The following is a 15,117-nucleotide window of genomic DNA, read 5'->3' as shown; positions in this document are numbered from 1 at the left end:
ACGGATCAACTTCTTCATGACCACCAGCACGAGGACCTCAACGATCGGGGGCCACAATGGACGGATGGATTCACCGGGGCCACGAGCCGACGAGCCCAAGCGGCGCCGCGCGTTCAGCGCGGCCGAGAAGCTCGCTCATCTTCGGGCCTACGAGGCCGCTGTCGAGCACGGCGACGGCGGTGGGTATCTGCGGCGTGAGGGCCTGTACTCGTCGTTGATCAGCGAGTGGCGCAAGCAGCGTGACGCCGGGGTGCTCGCGGGCCGCAAGCCCAGCGACAAGATCGGCAAGCTGACCGCCGAGCAATCCGAGATCGCCCGGTTGACGCGGGAGAACGCCCGGCTGAACAAGCGCCTGTCGACCACCGAGGCCGCCCTGGATATTATGGGAAAAGCGCACGCTCTCTTGGAAAACCTTTCCGAGAGAGCGGATTCCGACGAGCAGCGCAAGAAGCGTTGACCGCCGCGTATACGGCGTTGACCGCCGTGGGGGTGCCCACCCGGCAAGCGGCGTCGTTGACCGGGCTGGTGCGTTCAACCGCGATCCGCCGGGGCAAGGCCGCCGCCGCGCTCACTGTGGCGATGTCCACGACACCGCCTCCGGACCCGGTTAACAAGCTGACCATCCTGGAACGAGCGGGCATTCTGGCGGTGCTCACCAGCGACCGGTTCGTCGACCTGGCGCCGCTGCAGATTTACGCCCAGCTGCTCGATGAGGGTGTCTACCTGTGTTCGGTGTCCACGATGTATCGGGTGCTGCGAGAAAACCGGCAAGTCGGCGAACGCCGACGACTGGCGCGACACCCTGCGAAGGTGTGTCCGGAGCTGGTCGCCACCGCGCCCCGGCAGGTGTATTCGTGGGACATCACCAAGCTCGCCGGCCCGATCAAAGGCCAATATTTCGATGCCTACGTGATGATCGACATCTACTCCCGCTACATCGTCGGTGTCCATGTCCATACTCACGAATCCGGTGTTCTGGCAACGGAATTGATGAAGGAGATCTTCGGTGTCCACGCCCGTCCCGCAGGTCGTGCACGCCGACCGCGGCACCTCGATGACATCCAAGACCGTCGCAGCGCTGCTCGCAGACCTCGAGGTCACCCGGTCGCATTCCCGGCCGCGGGTGTCAAACGACAACCCCTTTTCCGAGGCGCTGTTCAAAACCTTGAAATACGGGCCGGAATTCCCTGAACGCTTCGGAACACTCACCGAGGCAAGACAATTCATGGATTCATTCGCCCAGTGGTACAACCACGAACACCGCCACACCGGCATCGGCTTACACACACCCGCCGATGTCCACTACGGGCTGGCCACCGGCAAAGCAGCCGACCGGCGCACCGTGCTCGACGCGGCCCGCGCCCGACACCCGCACCGCTTCGCCACCACAACACCGCCGAAGATCCTCGACCTGCCCCACACCGTCTGGATCAACCGACCCGCCGACGACAACACCCAGGAGACCGATACCTCAGCCGCATAACACACCCAGCGGTCTCATTCGGCTTGACAAATTCCGCCCCACCGAATGGCCGCCGATCCCGAGTTGCCGCTGACGCATGTCCAGGCCGTGCTCGGCCACGCCGCGTTGACCACGACGCAGTGGTACACCCTCCCCGGCCAAGACGAGATGATCGAGCAGGTCCTAGCGGGAGTTTCCGGGCTAGCTTGAGACAGACTCCCGTTATGGCAGGTCGGAGGTGGTCTTCGTGGCGTTCGGGTGTATGACCTAACTCTTGGGGGCGATGCGGTTGAGGTCGAAGATTTCGATGAGTTTGTCCTGGGTGGTTGTTGTTTCGGTGAGCATGCGGCGGGCTTTGGGGCGGCCGCCGGTGGAGGCGTAGATCAGGACCGTTTCCTGGATGCCGGCGAGGTGGTCGAGCAGTTCGCGTACCGACATGTCGAGTCCGGCCTGGTGGGCGTGGCGGCGCATGAGGTGGGCCAGTTGCAGGGCTAGGGCGCAGGTGAACAGGTGGACGCGGATGTTGTGGTCGGTCCAGTGGTGCATCGGTGAGAACGACACGGCGTGAGGGTCTTTGAGTTGACGGAACGCGAACTCGGCGTCGGACTGGGATCGGTAGGCGGCGACCACGGCGGCGACCGGCCAGTCGTCGCGGCCGGTGATCAGAACGCGTTTGCCGAAGATCTCGGTTTCCAGTTCGTCGCGGGCGGTGGTGTTGATCTGCCAGCTCAGGTGGTGCTCGGCGGGGGTGTCGCCGGTCAGGTCCCAGTCGATGACCCGGCGCAACCACGCGTTAGCGAGGATCCGGGTGATCTCGGTGGTGACCTGGTCGCGGTCGCGGCGGGTTTTGCCGCGTGCGAGGGTGTCGGCCAGGTCGGTGAGTTTCGCTTCGGCTTTGGCGATCGTCTGGTCGAGTCCGCGTGTTTGCGCGGCGTGCAGCGTGGGTGAGTGGGTCAGGATCGTGCGGCGTTGGGTGCCGTATACAGTGCGGTGTGTCTGCAGGGCGGTCAGACCGGCGAACCGGTCGGCGTCCACGATCGTGCGGTCGGTCGCAGGCAGTGCGAGCAGGTCGGCGCAGTCCGAGGGCGGGACCGATCCGACGTAGGCCAGGCCGGATCGGTCCAGGTGGGTGAAGTTGGCGGTCGAGTTCTCCTCCGGCGTCGAACACCACGGTGATCTCGGGGGCAGTCGGGGTGCCGAGGTGGTCGGCGATCGCGGCGTGGCGGGCGGTGAGCAGGTCGATCATGGTGGCGAACTGGGTGACGTCGGGGCGGTTGCCGGGGTAGGCGTGTGAGACCAGTGGGATTCCGCCGTCGCGGGTGACGACCAGACCGAGCCCGACCAGGCGCAGGTCGGTGCGTTTCTGTTTGGCCTTGCCGCGCTGCGCGATCGGGGCTTTGTCGTTGCCGGTGTCGATGTAGGTGGCGAAGTTGGTCATGCCCAACGCCAACGCCGAGATATCCACCCCGAACTGCTCGACTATCCTTGCCGCCAAACGTCTTTCGATGACGGCGAGGTCATCGAGGTCGACGGTGTGCATCGCGTCCCAGAATCTGCGGTGATCCAACACGGCGGTCGGGATCCGGGTGAACCGGTCGGCGGCGGTGGTCTTCCACCAGTCCGCGAACCCGAGCTTCGAACACGGGTCCACCAGCCGATTCATCGCAGCCAGCAGCAGATAGGTGCCGACCGAGGCGGCCGCGTCCGACCGGCGGGTACCGACGACCTCGTCGATCGTCTCGGCGACGCCGAGCCGCCGCGCGAACGTCCATGCCGCGTATTTGGTGTGAAAGACCGGCCTGACACGCGGGTAATCCGCAGATCAGGCCGGTGTCATCGCTGATATCAAACCGTCAGGTTTCAAATAGCCCGGAAACTCCCGCTAGGGCATATGCCTTGCCATGAGCGCAGCGAGGAAACATGTGCCAGCGCGCCGCATATATGCATATAACGGAGCCGAGCGCTAATGACGCGTAGGAATGAGCGGCCTTTGGGCCCTGCGGTTCGGGACCAACGCCAGGCGTGCCGGAGGGCCTCGGATTCCTAATCTTCAGGTAGCTGATTTATCGGAACCGGAAGAGACACCGCTCATGAGCATCCAGCACCACGATGATCCACACCGGCTGGCGTCGGCCGAGATAGTGGTCGGTATCGACGGCTCGGAAGCGACCGACCTGGCCGTCTGATGGGCTGCGCTGCTCGGCTCCACTAGCAGCGCGCTCGTGCAAACCGCGCACTGCCCGGTCATGGTCGTCCACCCGCAGTAAGCATCAACCCAGCCACCCAGAAGGGCAACGAATTATATGTCCGCCAACACCATCAATCCCCCCGTACTCGTCGGCATCGACGGCTCCGAGGCCGCCGCCGAGGCCGTGCGCTGGGCCGCCGTCGACGCCGTCCACCACCGCGCGCCCCTGCACATCGTGTACGGCATCGGCGTCCCGATGGACTTCGGTCCCGGAATCGCCTTCAACCAGATCGACTACGACACCTATCGAACAGCCGGTGCCGCGGCCGTCGCCGCCGCCAGCGAATTCGCCACGGCCGCAGCCGCACCCGTCGGCGACCTCGACATCACCACCTATGTAGTCGAGGCACCACCGATCCCAGTGCTGCTCGACCGCTCCAAAGACGCGCGCCTGCTGGTCGTCGGCGCACGCGGCCTCGGCGCCTTCCGCCGCGGCCTCCTCGGCTCGGTGAGCACCGCCGTGGCCCGGCACGCGCACTGCCCGGTCGCGGTCATCCCCGAACCCGAGCACTACACACCGGACCGGGTGCTCGGGCCCGTGCTGGTCGGCGTCGACGGCTCCCCCACCAGCGTCCGCGCCATCGAGATCGCCTTCGACGAAGCCGTTCATCGCGATGTCACCCTGCGCGCGGTGCTCGCTTGGTCCGAATTCAACCGCTTCATCTCCCGTGCCGATATGCAGAAAGAAGCCGAGGGACTGCTGTCCGAGAGCCTGGCCGGTTACGCGGAGAAATATCCGGACCTCGAGGTGCAGCGCGTGATCGTCGAGGACCGACCGGCCCGACGCCTACTCGCCGAATCCACGGACGCGCAACTGATCGTGGTCGGCAGCCACGGCCGTGGCGGCTTCGCGGGCATGACCCTCGGCTCGGTCAGCCAAACCGTCCTACACGCCACCGACTGCCCCCTCATCATCGCCCGCCCCTGAATCCGACGCCGCCCCGCACTGTCCGGCCACACCTGTCGTGACCGGGCAGCTGCCCGAAGAATCCACCGGTGGCGCGTTCGCATGGGTCGGTACCGCACCGGAGACCGATCCGAACGAACGCGCGACACCACGCCTGACGTTTGCCGACATTCTTGAGATGCGGCCCCTCAGCTGAGTTCAGCTGTAGGGCCGCAGCCCTACCGGCAAAGGTTCTCCATATCGACGCCACGGCGACCCCGAGCACCGCCACCGTCCAGCGCAAGCACCCATCGGATCCGCAACCGTTCCGGGTTACTGGGTTATCGGATTACCGGTCTCCGAGGCGCAGCAGCGTCATCGGGACCAGATCGAAATGCATGCGCATCGCGCTACTCGCAGAGTCCCGCCCGAACACGATCCGGCCGGTACCGATGCCGAAGGGGTGAGGTCGACCCGAAACACCCATGGATCGGTGGGGTCGTCGGGGTACAGCGGCAATCCGCGCAGCAGGCTCGGGATGGGGGTCAACAGCCGCAGCACCGGCCTACCGGCATGGATCCGGACCTGCACGCCGATCATGGAACGGGTACGAAGATCGGTGAGCGCGCCGGGCAGGCGGTAGTAGCTGCAGATCTCGTTCCAGATCTCGGGATGGTGACCGACGTCGGTTCGAATCGCCTCAGCACACACCCCCAGGAGGTCGTTCATCAGCTCGGAAACCTCCGCGGGCAGCCACAACATCGCGCGGTGCGCGCCGTTGGTGCAGGCGAAGATCGCGAGCCCGTCGTCGGGCGCGACCCAGATCTGGGAGTCGAACCCGGGCAGGATGCCGTGATGTTCGACGATTCGACGACCGCCAGCAATACCCCTGAAAAAGGCCAGTCCCATCCCCGGGATCCGCCGGTCCGGCTGATACTGCGGCTCGAACATCGTTGCCAGCGTCCCGGGTTCGAGCACCGCGCCGAATTCGTTGGCCGCGCCGCCGGACAGCGCCGCCAGGTAGCGGCCCATGTCGCGAGGCGTCGAGTAGGCCGACGCGGCTCCGGCGGTCACCATCTCGCACAGTGCGATGACGCGCGGTCCGTTGCCGCGCAGGTGGCAGCCGGTCGCCAAGCGGGCGCGCATGCTCGGCGTGAGCTCGAGGTCGGTATCGGTCATGCCGAGTGGCCGGAAGATGTTCTCGCGCAGGTACTGCGCCAACGGGATGCCGCTGACGTCCTCGATGATCTGCCCGAGCGTGGCGAATCCGTGGTTGGAGTAGGTCCACCGGGTTCCGGGCTGCGCCCACCGCAGGCGCAGGCCGTCTCGGTAGTAGTCCGCCAGAGCTGACATCTGCGTGCTCGGATCCACGCTCTCGCCGAAATCCGGCCGCAAAACTCGTGCGGGATGGGCTGTTTCACCGATCCCCGCGGTGTGGGTCAGCAGATGGCGCACGGTGGCGGGCCGAAAATCAGGGTCGGCGGGCACGAGAGGGAATGCGCGCAAGTACCTTTCGGCCGGAGGTCGAGCTCGATCAGGCCACGCTGCACCAGCTGCATAACCCCGATCGCGGTGAACGTCTTGGTGATCGACGCGACCCGCAACACCGTGTGCTCCGACATCGGCGTTCGTGAGTCGAGGTCGGCAAAGCCGTTGCCGGAGAAGAACTCCAACTCTCCCGCTCGCACCACCGTCAAGGCCGAGCCGACCATCGGCCTGCGAGCCAGTAGCTCGTCGACTCGGTCCGCCACGGCATTTCGCTCGATTACCGACACAGCAACTTCATTCGACGACCTCGAGTACGTGGCATCAGCTTGCGACCGCCGCTGTCATCAGTGTTTTATGGCTGTGACCCCGCGCCATGCGCGTGTAGCGTCTCGAGCCGACTCACGTATTCCTTCTCATCGATCTCGCCGCGTGCGAAGCGTTCCGCCAGCAGGTGCTCCGCCGTCGGTAGCGCCGGGCCGGTCGACGCTGGGTGATCGGAGCGGGTGATCAGGCGCACGACCACCACGAACGCGGCGATCAGCAGACCCCAGAACAACACCATTCCGATGCTCATCCAGGCGTAGCCCCACCCATTGAGATCGTGGTCGTACCAATACATCATCTCGGGCATCTCCTTAAATCACGAACCGGCGCATGCTGCGGACCGGTTCGGCAGGTAGCAACACTGTCCGCTCGCGGACACCGCGTCGACAGGGCCGATCGCCCTGTCTTACGGGTACAAACGGCCCAGAAGCCGCAGCTGACGCAACAACTCCGCGAGATCGTGCCCGGCCCGGCGTCCGGCATAGGCCTCCAGCACCCGCCCGGTCGCGGCCATCAGTGCGATCAGCGAGCCCGCGAAGAACTCACTGACCGCTGCCCCTCCGACCAGCGCCACCACCGCGAGCAGATCGGCGCCGTAGCGCCCTTGCGCAGACCCGCGGCCACCCACACCAGTGCCGGAATCACCGCGACCACCACGGCCGCAAGCCACAGCAGGTCGGCGGCGGGCGCGCTGAACAGCCGCGCTATCAGCATGAAGACCCTGATACTCGAGGTCTTTCGTATTCCAGAGCCGGGCCACACACGACCTTCGGCCCATCCGCGGCACACACCGAGCGATTCCAGATCCGGCGACTCCCGGTGGACCAGGTGCGACCGTCGCAAACACAGGACTATCGCCCCGGCGGGCGGCAACCTTCGGCCCTGTGGACAGCACCATCTACATCGCAGACTGAGCGGTACGAGATCCGGAGTGCATCCAGGAGGACCAGCCATGCCGCACAACGACGATCCCTTCGCATCCGTCGTACAGACCGCGCACGAATGGGTGCGCGCGGTCGCCGACAGCCTCGACACCGACGATCGCGTCTTCGCCTACCGCGCGTTGCGCGCCTGGCTGCACACCGTGCGCGACCGCATCAGCGTCAGCAGCTCGGCCCACCTCAGCGCGCAACTGCCGGAGATCCTGCGCGGGACCTACTACGAGGGCTGGGTGCCCAGCCATGTGCCGGTCCCGCACGGCATCGACGCATTCGTCAAACAATTCGCCAGGGAGGCGGAGATCGCCCCCGACGAGGTCGGCCCCGTCACGGGCGCGGTGACCATCGCGCTGGAGGACCTCTTCTCCCCCGGCCAGCTCAACCGGATCTTCGCGGTGCTGCCTATGCACCTCCACGGTGTCCTGTGCGGTGCGCGACCCGAGGTCGATCAGCAGCAGCTCGTCCCCGCGCCGCCGAAGCCCGATCGGCTGAGCACCCTCGAGTACCGAGTCCAAGCGCTCGGCGATGCGGTGGCCGTGCTCGCGCACGGTCTGGAACGACTTCCGGTGGACGAATCCGACGACACGCGAATGACTTCGGCCGCACAGCAGGCCCACCGCCTGCTGCTGGCCGAGGGCTTGGTCGGCGCGCGCTCGCAAGAGCGCTGACATGCTACGCGGAACCATTTTCTTCGGCCGTGTCGCGGGCATCCGGATCGGCGCGCACTGGTCGGCGCTGGTCACCCTCGGCCTGTTCACCTGGCTGCTCGGACGTGCGCTCGCGGACAGCTCGACTAACACCGGGGCGGTCTGGTTCATCGCCGCCGCAGGTGCGGTCGCGCTGTTCGCCTCGTTGCTGACCCACGAACTCGCGCATTCGATCGTCGCGCGACGAAGAGGTATCCGGGTGGAGCGGATCGTGCTGTGGCTGCTCGGCGGAGTGTCCGAATTGGGCGATGAACCCAAGGATCCGCGGACGGATCTACGCGTTGCGCTGGCCGGACCGCTCACCAGTCTCGCGCTGGGCGCCTTCTTCCTCGGCATCGCGGCCGCGGTCGGCACCGCCGGGGGCGAGGCACTGCTGCGCGTATTCGTCTGGCTTGCCGTGACGAATGTCGTGCTGGCCGTATTCAATCTGCTGCCCGGCGCACCGCTCGACGGCGGCCGGGTGCTGCGCGCCATCATCTGGCGCGCGACCGGCGACCAACTGCGCGCGGCCACCATCGCCGCACGCAGCGGCCGAGTGGTCGGGCTCGGCCTGCTGATGCTCGGCGTGGCGGAGCTGCTGCTGACCGATAACGCGGGCGGGATCTGGCTGATCGCGGTCGGCTGGTTCCTGTACGCGTCGGCCAACGTCGAACTGGTTTCCGCCGGACTTCGACATCAGTTGGGCGACATCCGCATTCGCGACGTGATGACCGAGCAGCCGGTGGCGATTCCGGCCACCTGGACGGTGGCCGAACTGCTCGGCTCGGCGGTGACCCACACCGACCATCGGGTGTTCCCCGTGACAGATCGCGCCGGGCGACCGATCGGCGTGCTGTCCTGGTCGGATCTCACCGCACTGCCCGCTGGCACGCGCATGTCGGCCAGGGTCGCCGCGGTGGCCCGGCCGCTGCCCGCGGCCGCCACGGTCATCGAGGACGAGTTGCTCAGCGCCGCGGCGTCCCGGGCGGTGCTGCGCCCCGAGCTCGATCTCGTGGCCGCGGTGGATCCGCTCGGGCGGCTCACCGGTGTGGTCACGGCGACGGACCTGGCCCTGGCCTGTCATCGCAGCGCCCTCGGCCTGCCGGTCCGGCGATCGCACCGACGGCGGCCACCGACGATCGCTCGATAACCAGACAACCGGCCCACCGGCCACATTCCTAGGAGCTGCACGATGACCAAGGCGGAGCCGAAACACGATGTGCCACCGCGGATCTTCCGTGATCGGCACGAGGCGGGCCGGGTGCTGGCCGAACTGCTCGAACACTACCGAGGCGATCGGAATGTACTGGTGCTCGGCCTGCCGCGCGGCGGGGTTCCCGTCGCGTGGGAGGTCGCCGCGGCACTCGGCGCGCCGATGGACGCCCTGGTGGTGCGCAAGCTCGGCGCCCCCGGACATCCCGAATTCGCCATCGGCGCGCTGTCATCCGGCGGCCGCATCGTCCTCAACGACGACATGGTGCGCGCCCTGCGACTCACCGCCGACCAAGTACGCCGGATCGCCCGCGACGAGGCACAGGAGATGGCCCGGCGTGAGGCGAGCTATCGAGCCGATCGCGGCCCGATCGAGGTGGCCGGGCGAACCGTGATCCTGGTGGACGACGGACTCGCCACCGGCGCGAGCATGCTCGCCGCCATCGAGGCCATCCGGGCGGGTGAACCGGAGCGGATCGTCGTCGCGGTGCCCGCCGCACCCGAATCGACCTGCCGGGAGCTCGGCGCAGCGGTCGACGAAATGGTTTGCGCGACAATGTCTTCCCCGTTCCATGCGGTCGGCGAGTCGTTTTGGGACTTCACCCAGGTCACCGACGAGCAGGTGCGGACCCTGCTGGCCATGTCGACCACCGGCACCGCCGTCCCCCGCATCGACGCCGCGGCGACCATCCGCGCCGCCGTGATCGACGCGCCCGCGGGCATCCCGCCCGAGGATGTCCTCGACGACCTGATCGGGGACGCCCACATCGTGCTGATCGGCGAAAGTTCGCACGGCACTCACGAGTTCTACACCGCCCGCGCGGAGATCACCAAATGGCTGATCGAGAAGAAGGGATTCACCGCCGTCGCCGCCGAGGCCGATTGGCCCGACGCCTATCGGGTGCACCGCTTCCTGCACGGCCGCGGCACCGACCACACCGCCGAGGAGGCCCTGCGCGGGTTCGAGCGGTTCCCGGCCTGGATGTGGCGCAACACCGTGGTCCGCGACTTCGTGACCTGGCTGCTGGCGCACAACGACGAACAACTGCGCAACCACGCACCGCGCACCGGCTTCTACGGGCTAGACCTCTACAGCATGCATCGCTCGATGCAGGAGGTCGTGCGCTACCTCGACCGCGTGGATCCGCAGGCGGCGCATCGGGCCAGGACCCGCTACGGCTGCTTCGACCACGTCGCGGGTGACAATGGCCAGGTCTACGGTTTCGCCGCCGCGTTCGGCGCGGGCAAATCCTGTGAGGCACAGGCGATCCGGCAACTGATCGAGCTGCAGCGCCACGCCCTCGCCACCGGTGATCTCGCGCCGTTCGCCGCCGACCAGCAGTTCGACGCGCTGCGCAACGCGTGGTCGGTCCGCGATGCCGAGGCCTACTACCGGGCCATGTTCGGCGACCGGGTGTCCTCATGGAACTTGCGTGACCAGCATATGGCCGACACCCTCGACGCACTGATCGGCCACCTGTACCGGTATGGCGAGCAGTCCATCGACGGCGCGGGCCCGGCGGCTCGAATCGTAGTCTGGGCGCATAATTCCCACGTAGGCGATGCCCGCGCCACCGAGATGGGCGGCGAGGGCCAGCTGACCCTCGGCCAAGTTATTCGTGAGCGGCATGGTGCCGGCTGCCGGTCGGTCGGATTCAGCACCTGCACCGGCACGGTCACCGCCGCGCAGGACTGGGGTGGACCGGCGATTCGCGAAAATGTCCGTCACGCACTGCCTACCAGTGTGGAGGAGTTGCTGCACGACATCGGAAACCCGGAATTCCTGCTCCGCATGGACACCCCGGGCGAAGCCGTCGACATCCTGCGCCACCCCCGGCTGCAACGAGCCATCGGCGTCATCTACCGCCCCGGCACCGAACGCCAGAGCCACTACTTCTATACCCGCCCGGCCGATCAGTTCGACGCGCTCATCCACATCGACCGCACCACCGCACTGGAACCACTCGAGCCGACAAGTCACTGGATCGAGGGCACCATCCCGGAGTCCTACCCCACCGGACTGTGAGGCGCACGATCGCACCCGACCTGTGCCTCGCCGTCGGTGGTGTGGCGCTGACCGCGCTGTGCGTGCTCACCACCAGGTCCGCGCTGATCGACCGTGCCGACCGCGCGCTGTTCGTTCGCCTCAATTCGCTGCCCGATCCGTTCTACCGCCCGCTGTGGGCGATTCAGTTGCTCGGCGTGCTCGGCGCTCCGTTGATCGTGGCGGTCGCGGCACTCGTCGTGGGCAGATTCCGGCTCGCGACCGGCCTGGTATTGCTTGTGCCCGCCAAACTCGTGGTGGAACGAGATGTCTTGAAGGAACTCGTGGTTCGTGGTCGGCCAGGTGCGGTGATACCCGGGGCGATCTTGCGTGACGTGCCGACCGCGGGCATGTCGTTCCCCTCGGATCACGCGGTGATCCTCTTCGGTATGGTCGCCCTGCTGGGCCCGTATCTGAGTCGTCGCCTGTGGCTGGTCGTCGTCGTGGCTGCGGAGGTGGCGGCGGCCGCGCGGATCTATCTGGGCGCGCACACGCCGCTGGAAGTGCTCGGTGGCGCGGCGGCCGGTCTCGCACTGGGTGGGGCTGGTCAATGTCGTGCTGGGCGTGGCACCGAGGCGACGGCCGACAACGTGACCGCGTGGGGTCCATCCTCCCAATTTTCCGAGCCGAACTCCCCTGGTCGACATAACGAGAGACGATGACGGCCGAAACGATATCCGCTGTCGCCTCGCAGGCGACGGGTGCGGACGATGAACCGCGCTATCCCGGGATCGTCGAGCGGCACATGGGCGACGCGATCCGAGTAGTGCTCGGCCTGGTGGCATTGTCGGTTTCGGCGCTGATCGCCCGGCACACCGAGGTACCCAGACAGGATGTGGACCTGTTCCGGGTGATCAACGATCTGCCCTCCTGGGTCATGCCGGTGCTGTTCGTCATCATGCAGTTGGGCACGATCGGCGCCGTCGGTGTCGCGGCAGTCGCGGCGCTGGTGGCGCGGCAGGTCCGGCTGGCTCGCGATATCGCCGCCGCCGGGTGCTGTCCTACGTGCTCGCCATTCTGGTGAAGTCGCTGATCGGGCGGGCGCGTCCCGACGTCCTGCTGAACGAGCTCAACTTGCGCACACACAGCGCGGGCTCGGCTTCGTATCCGGGCACGCCGCGGTCGCTGCGGCGATGGCGGCGGCTGCGCGGCGACGGTCTTCGCGACCTATGTGTTGCTGCCACAGGTCGGTCAGCTCGGCCGGACCATCGCCACACTCGATGACGCGCAATGGCAATGGTTCGCGGGGGCGGTGGTGATGTCGGCCGCCACCTATGCGGCTGCCACTCTCGCCTTGATGGGTGCCAGTCCGCGTCGGCTGGCATTCGGCCGCACGATGAACGTGCAGTTGGCGACGTCGTTCGCCAACCGATTGATGCCCTACGGTATCGGCGGAACCGCCGTCAACGAGCGCTATCTCGAGCGATCCGGGCTGTCGAGAGCCACCGCCATGGCCGCTGTCGCCCCGCTGGTGGCCACGGGTGCGGTCCTGCATCTCATCGATTCGAAGATCGGAGTCGAAATGGGCGACTATGTCGCGGGATTCGACGAGTTGCGGCTCGCCGACGCGGACAAGGCCGGAGGCAAGGGAGCGAATCTGGGTGAGCTGGTGGCGGCCGAACTGCCGGTGCCACCGGGTTTCGTGATTCTGCGCTCGTTCTACGAACAGGTGATCGCCGACGGGCCCGACGACGCGGAGCTGGATCGCCTGCACACCGCAGCCCTGGCAGCGAGCGGCGATGCGACGCAGATGACCGAACTGTGCCGCAGCATGCGCGAACTCGTACGAACCCGGACTGGCTGCCCGCCCTGACCCGCGCCGCGGCCGTCGTCACCGACAGCGGCGGCATGACCTGTCACGCCGCCATCGTGGCGCGCGAGCTCGGCGTGCCCTGCGTCGTCGGCGCGCGCACAGCCACCACCGCGCTCGGCAACGGCACCATCGTGACCGTCGACGGTTCGGCGGGCGAAGTCCGTGTCGGAGAACCGGAATCGAGCTCGGCCCGCGCCACCGTCGCGGCCGTTTCGGCCCCCGGCCCGCTGCCGTTTCGGAGACCACCGCCACCCGGGTCTACGTCAATCTCGCACTGCCCGAGGCCGCCGAGCGCGTCGCCGCGAGCGACGTCGACGGCGTTGGCCTGTTGCGCGCGGAAACCCTACTGATCCAGGCGCTCGGCGGTCGGCACCCCCGGGACCTTATCGCGCGCGGCCAGCAACGCCTCTTCGTCGACCACATGGCCGAAACACTGCTGCGCATCACCACGGCATTCCAGCCCCGACCGGTCGTCTACCGGGCAACCGATCTGCGCAGCAACGAATTCCGCGCCCTCGAGGGCGGCAGCCGCTACGAGCCGGTCGGACACAACCCGATGATCGGTTACCGCGGCTGCTACCGCTACGTCCGCGAACCCGAGATGTTCGCACTCGAACTCGCCGCTCTCGCCCGGGTCCGCGAGCGAACCCCGAACCTGCACTTGATGATTCCCTTCGTGCGCACCCGCTGGGAGCTCGAAGCGTGTCTGGAACTCATCGACAAGAGCCCGCTGGGCCGCCAGCGCGGCCTGCACCGCTGGTCGAAGTCCGCGCAGCTGGTCGTCGTCGGCAGCCGCGGCCGTGGCGGATTCCGCGGACTGCTGCTCGGCTCCACCAGCAACACACTGATCCAGCGAGCCTATTGCCCGGTCATGGTCGTCCACCCACACTGAGCTCGCTCCCGTCTCACACGGCATCGCGCTGCGCAACGATATGGACGGCGCGGCACTCGCCAGCCCCGACATCGCCCCGACAAGGAGTTCACCTACCGCTTCTCGGTCGCCGACCGCTACACCGAGGAACTGAAGTTCCTCGACGACCAGCTGCTCGCCGCGGCCGACTCCGGTGACGACAAAGGCTTCGCACTGACGCTGCACCAACTGCTCGACACCGTGCGCTACCGCGGCGTCGCACTCGCCGACGATGCCCTGATCGCCTCCGATCTCGTCCTACCCGCCGCCGATACCCCGCCCAGGTACAGGCGCTGCTGCGAGGCGACAGCCTGATCCCGGGATAGCCGATCATGCGCACCCGATTCCGCCCCGATTACCGCGCACATGGCGCTCACCATGTTCCTGTTCGGGCTGGTCTATGTGGTATTCATCGCCGCGGAGACCTATCCAGACTGGCGATCGACGACACCCGTCGGGAAGGTTCCGACGTCTCTGATTACAGGGCCGTTGTTCCACGCCCGCGAGCCGCGTCATCGGCCGAATCCCTTGCTTGGCCGCAGCACTGCCAACAGGTTGTCAGGTCTGCCGGTGCGGGTCCGGAAACGGTGGGGATCGAGCTGGGCGAGTCTTGCCGCGGCGCTGCATCGGTACGACATGCTGTACCAGACCGAATTGCGCTGGTGGACCGGGCATTCCCAGCTGCCCGAGGGTGTTCCGCGCTCAGCCATGATCTCCGATGCCGAGGCCGCCCGGGTCGGAGTCGCGCGCACGTTTCCATCCGTCGCGCACTCGATGCGCCGCGCTGACCTCCGAGACTGCGCCCGGGTGGTGGTACTCAGCTCACCCGGTGAAACCGTGCCGGAATGGCTGCATACCGGAGAAGCGCTCTCAGCGTTCCTGTTGGAATGCGCCGTGTTCGGGCTGACCACCTGCGCGCTCACCCACATTACCGAGACAACCGCGGGCCGAAAAGTTCTGGCACGTCTGATCGCTCACCCGGGCGTGCCGCAGGTTCTCATCCGTGTCGGCACCGCACCGGCCGAGCAGGAATCACCGCCCACTCCGCGACGGCCACTGATCGACATGTTCACGGTGCGCCGACCTGGTTGACCGCCGGCCGCGAG

At 67.1% G+C, this 15,117-nt stretch carries 18 protein-coding genes and 3 pseudogenes; 15 read left to right on the top strand and 6 right to left on the bottom strand.

Annotated features, from left to right (window positions below; all coding sequences use genetic code 11):
* Positions 1-64: 64 nt before the first annotated feature.
* Both ACV7NQ_RS38095 and ACV7NQ_RS38090 read left to right on the top strand, forming a co-directional pair.
* Positions 65-1,483 (top strand): annotated as a pseudogene (locus ACV7NQ_RS38095) (IS3 family transposase).
* Between the two features lie 45 nt (positions 1,484-1,528).
* Positions 1,529-1,672, top strand: a complete 144-nt coding sequence (locus ACV7NQ_RS38090) for a hypothetical protein (RefSeq protein WP_463363973.1) — start codon at positions 1,529-1,531, stop codon at positions 1,670-1,672.
* A 57-nt stretch (positions 1,673-1,729) separates the two neighbouring features.
* Here ACV7NQ_RS38090 and ACV7NQ_RS38085 read toward each other — a convergent pair whose 3' ends face one another.
* Positions 1,730-2,572: an IS1634 family transposase gene (locus ACV7NQ_RS38085; RefSeq protein ID WP_463365980.1), complete on the bottom strand. Its 843-nt coding sequence runs from the start codon at positions 2,570-2,572 to the stop codon at positions 1,730-1,732.
* Between the two features lie 19 nt (positions 2,573-2,591).
* On the opposite strand from ACV7NQ_RS38085, the gene ACV7NQ_RS38080 reads away from it, so the two are divergent.
* Positions 2,592-2,756: a hypothetical protein gene (locus ACV7NQ_RS38080; protein WP_463363972.1), complete on the top strand. Its 165-nt coding sequence runs from the start codon at positions 2,592-2,594 to the stop codon at positions 2,754-2,756.
* On the opposite strand, the pseudogene ACV7NQ_RS38075 reads toward ACV7NQ_RS38080, so the two are convergent.
* Positions 2,676-3,197 (bottom strand): annotated as a pseudogene (locus ACV7NQ_RS38075) (IS1634 family transposase); the annotation flags it as partial. The gene ACV7NQ_RS38080 and the pseudogene ACV7NQ_RS38075 sit on opposite strands and share 81 nt — an antisense overlap.
* 460 nt (positions 3,198-3,657) lie before the next feature.
* Here ACV7NQ_RS38075 and ACV7NQ_RS38070 point away from each other — a divergent pair.
* Both ACV7NQ_RS38070 and ACV7NQ_RS38065 read left to right on the top strand, forming a co-directional pair.
* Entirely contained in the window at positions 3,658-3,729 is a 72-nt protein-coding gene (locus ACV7NQ_RS38070) for a universal stress protein (protein ID WP_463365979.1), read from the top strand.
* Between the two features lie 36 nt (positions 3,730-3,765).
* A complete protein-coding gene (locus ACV7NQ_RS38065; RefSeq protein ID WP_463363971.1) occupies positions 3,766-4,638 on the top strand; it encodes a universal stress protein in 873 nt (290 codons plus the stop codon).
* A gap of 333 nt (positions 4,639-4,971) precedes the next feature.
* Here the strand turns inward: ACV7NQ_RS38065 and ACV7NQ_RS38060 are convergent, their stop codons facing one another.
* From ACV7NQ_RS38060 to ACV7NQ_RS38045, 4 genes are all read right to left on the bottom strand, one after another.
* Positions 4,972-6,084, bottom strand: a complete 1,113-nt coding sequence (locus tag ACV7NQ_RS38060) for a serine hydrolase domain-containing protein (protein WP_463363970.1) — start codon at positions 6,082-6,084, stop codon at positions 4,972-4,974.
* Entirely contained in the window at positions 6,036-6,371 is a 336-nt protein-coding gene (locus ACV7NQ_RS38055) for a serine hydrolase domain-containing protein (RefSeq protein WP_463363969.1), read from the bottom strand. The genes ACV7NQ_RS38060 and ACV7NQ_RS38055 overlap by 49 nt, the downstream gene beginning before the upstream one ends.
* A 65-nt stretch (positions 6,372-6,436) precedes the next feature.
* Positions 6,437-6,706 (bottom strand): SHOCT domain-containing protein, encoded by a 270-nt coding sequence (locus ACV7NQ_RS38050; RefSeq protein ID WP_463363968.1) that lies wholly within the window; start codon positions 6,704-6,706, stop codon positions 6,437-6,439.
* Between the two features lie 108 nt (positions 6,707-6,814).
* The gene (locus tag ACV7NQ_RS38045; RefSeq protein ID WP_463363967.1) at positions 6,815-7,036 is read right to left on the bottom strand and encodes a hypothetical protein; all 222 of its coding nucleotides are present in this window, start codon (positions 7,034-7,036) and stop codon (positions 6,815-6,817) included.
* 324 nt (positions 7,037-7,360) lie between these two features.
* Between ACV7NQ_RS38045 and ACV7NQ_RS38040 the strand changes: the two genes are divergently transcribed.
* From ACV7NQ_RS38040 to ACV7NQ_RS37995, 10 genes and pseudogenes are all read left to right on the top strand, one after another.
* Entirely contained in the window at positions 7,361-8,014 is a 654-nt protein-coding gene (locus ACV7NQ_RS38040) for a DUF2267 domain-containing protein (protein WP_463363966.1), read from the top strand.
* A 1-nt stretch (position 8,015) separates the two neighbouring features.
* On the top strand, positions 8,016-9,182 hold the full coding sequence (locus ACV7NQ_RS38035; protein WP_463363965.1) for a site-2 protease family protein: 1,167 nt from the start codon (positions 8,016-8,018) through the stop codon (positions 9,180-9,182).
* Between the two features lie 42 nt (positions 9,183-9,224).
* Positions 9,225-11,270, top strand: coding sequence for an erythromycin esterase family protein (locus ACV7NQ_RS38030; RefSeq protein ID WP_463363964.1), 2,046 nt, complete (start codon positions 9,225-9,227; stop codon positions 11,268-11,270).
* Complete coding sequence (locus ACV7NQ_RS38025) at positions 11,267-11,950, top strand: phosphatase PAP2 family protein (protein WP_463363963.1); 684 nt, start codon at positions 11,267-11,269, stop codon at positions 11,948-11,950. The genes ACV7NQ_RS38030 and ACV7NQ_RS38025 overlap by 4 nt, the downstream gene beginning before the upstream one ends.
* On the top strand, positions 11,947-12,312 hold the full coding sequence (locus ACV7NQ_RS38020) for a hypothetical protein (protein WP_463363962.1): 366 nt from the start codon (positions 11,947-11,949) through the stop codon (positions 12,310-12,312). Before ACV7NQ_RS38025 ends, ACV7NQ_RS38020 begins: the two co-directional genes overlap by 4 nt.
* 147 nt (positions 12,313-12,459) lie before the next feature.
* Positions 12,460-13,101, top strand: a complete 642-nt coding sequence (locus ACV7NQ_RS38015; RefSeq protein ID WP_463363961.1) for a lysylphosphatidylglycerol synthase domain-containing protein — start codon at positions 12,460-12,462, stop codon at positions 13,099-13,101.
* Positions 13,074-13,861: pseudogene (locus ACV7NQ_RS38010) on the top strand (putative PEP-binding protein); the annotation flags it as partial. The gene ACV7NQ_RS38015 and the pseudogene ACV7NQ_RS38010, both read left to right, overlap by 28 nt.
* Positions 13,850-13,993 (top strand): universal stress protein, encoded by a 144-nt coding sequence (locus ACV7NQ_RS38005; RefSeq protein WP_463365978.1) that lies wholly within the window; start codon positions 13,850-13,852, stop codon positions 13,991-13,993. The pseudogene ACV7NQ_RS38010 and the gene ACV7NQ_RS38005, both read left to right, overlap by 12 nt.
* A 129-nt stretch (positions 13,994-14,122) precedes the next feature.
* On the top strand, positions 14,123-14,326 hold the full coding sequence (pspAA, locus tag ACV7NQ_RS38000) for a PspA-associated protein PspAA (protein ID WP_463365977.1): 204 nt from the start codon (positions 14,123-14,125) through the stop codon (positions 14,324-14,326).
* 51 nt (positions 14,327-14,377) lie between these two features.
* Positions 14,378-15,103: a hypothetical protein gene (locus ACV7NQ_RS37995; RefSeq protein WP_463363960.1), complete on the top strand. Its 726-nt coding sequence runs from the start codon at positions 14,378-14,380 to the stop codon at positions 15,101-15,103.
* The last annotated feature ends 14 nt before the right edge of the window (positions 15,104-15,117 follow it).

The sequence above is a fragment of the Nocardia sp. Tas62D01 genome (assembly GCF_055232035.1).
Note: the sequence above shows the minus strand (reverse complement) of the source record. Positions and strands in the feature narration are given on the sequence as shown.

Excerpts from the sequence above, each read along its gene's own strand:
- ACV7NQ_RS38090 (WP_463363973.1), top strand. The coding sequence starts at position 1,529 with ATGGCCGCCGATCCCGAGTTGCCGCTGACGCATGTCCAGGCCGTGCTC.
- ACV7NQ_RS38065 (WP_463363971.1), top strand. The coding sequence starts at position 3,766 with ATGTCCGCCAACACCATCAATCCCCCCGTACTCGTCGGCATCGACGGC.
- ACV7NQ_RS38050 (WP_463363968.1), bottom strand. The coding sequence starts at position 6,706 with ATGATGTATTGGTACGACCACGATCTCAATGGGTGGGGCTACGCCTGG.
- ACV7NQ_RS38040 (WP_463363966.1), top strand. The coding sequence starts at position 7,361 with ATGCCGCACAACGACGATCCCTTCGCATCCGTCGTACAGACCGCGCAC.
- ACV7NQ_RS38035 (WP_463363965.1), top strand. The coding sequence starts at position 8,016 with ATGCTACGCGGAACCATTTTCTTCGGCCGTGTCGCGGGCATCCGGATC.
- ACV7NQ_RS38030 (WP_463363964.1), top strand. The coding sequence starts at position 9,225 with ATGACCAAGGCGGAGCCGAAACACGATGTGCCACCGCGGATCTTCCGT.
- ACV7NQ_RS38020 (WP_463363962.1), top strand. The coding sequence starts at position 11,947 with ATGACGGCCGAAACGATATCCGCTGTCGCCTCGCAGGCGACGGGTGCG.
- ACV7NQ_RS37995 (WP_463363960.1), top strand. The coding sequence starts at position 14,378 with ATGGCGCTCACCATGTTCCTGTTCGGGCTGGTCTATGTGGTATTCATC.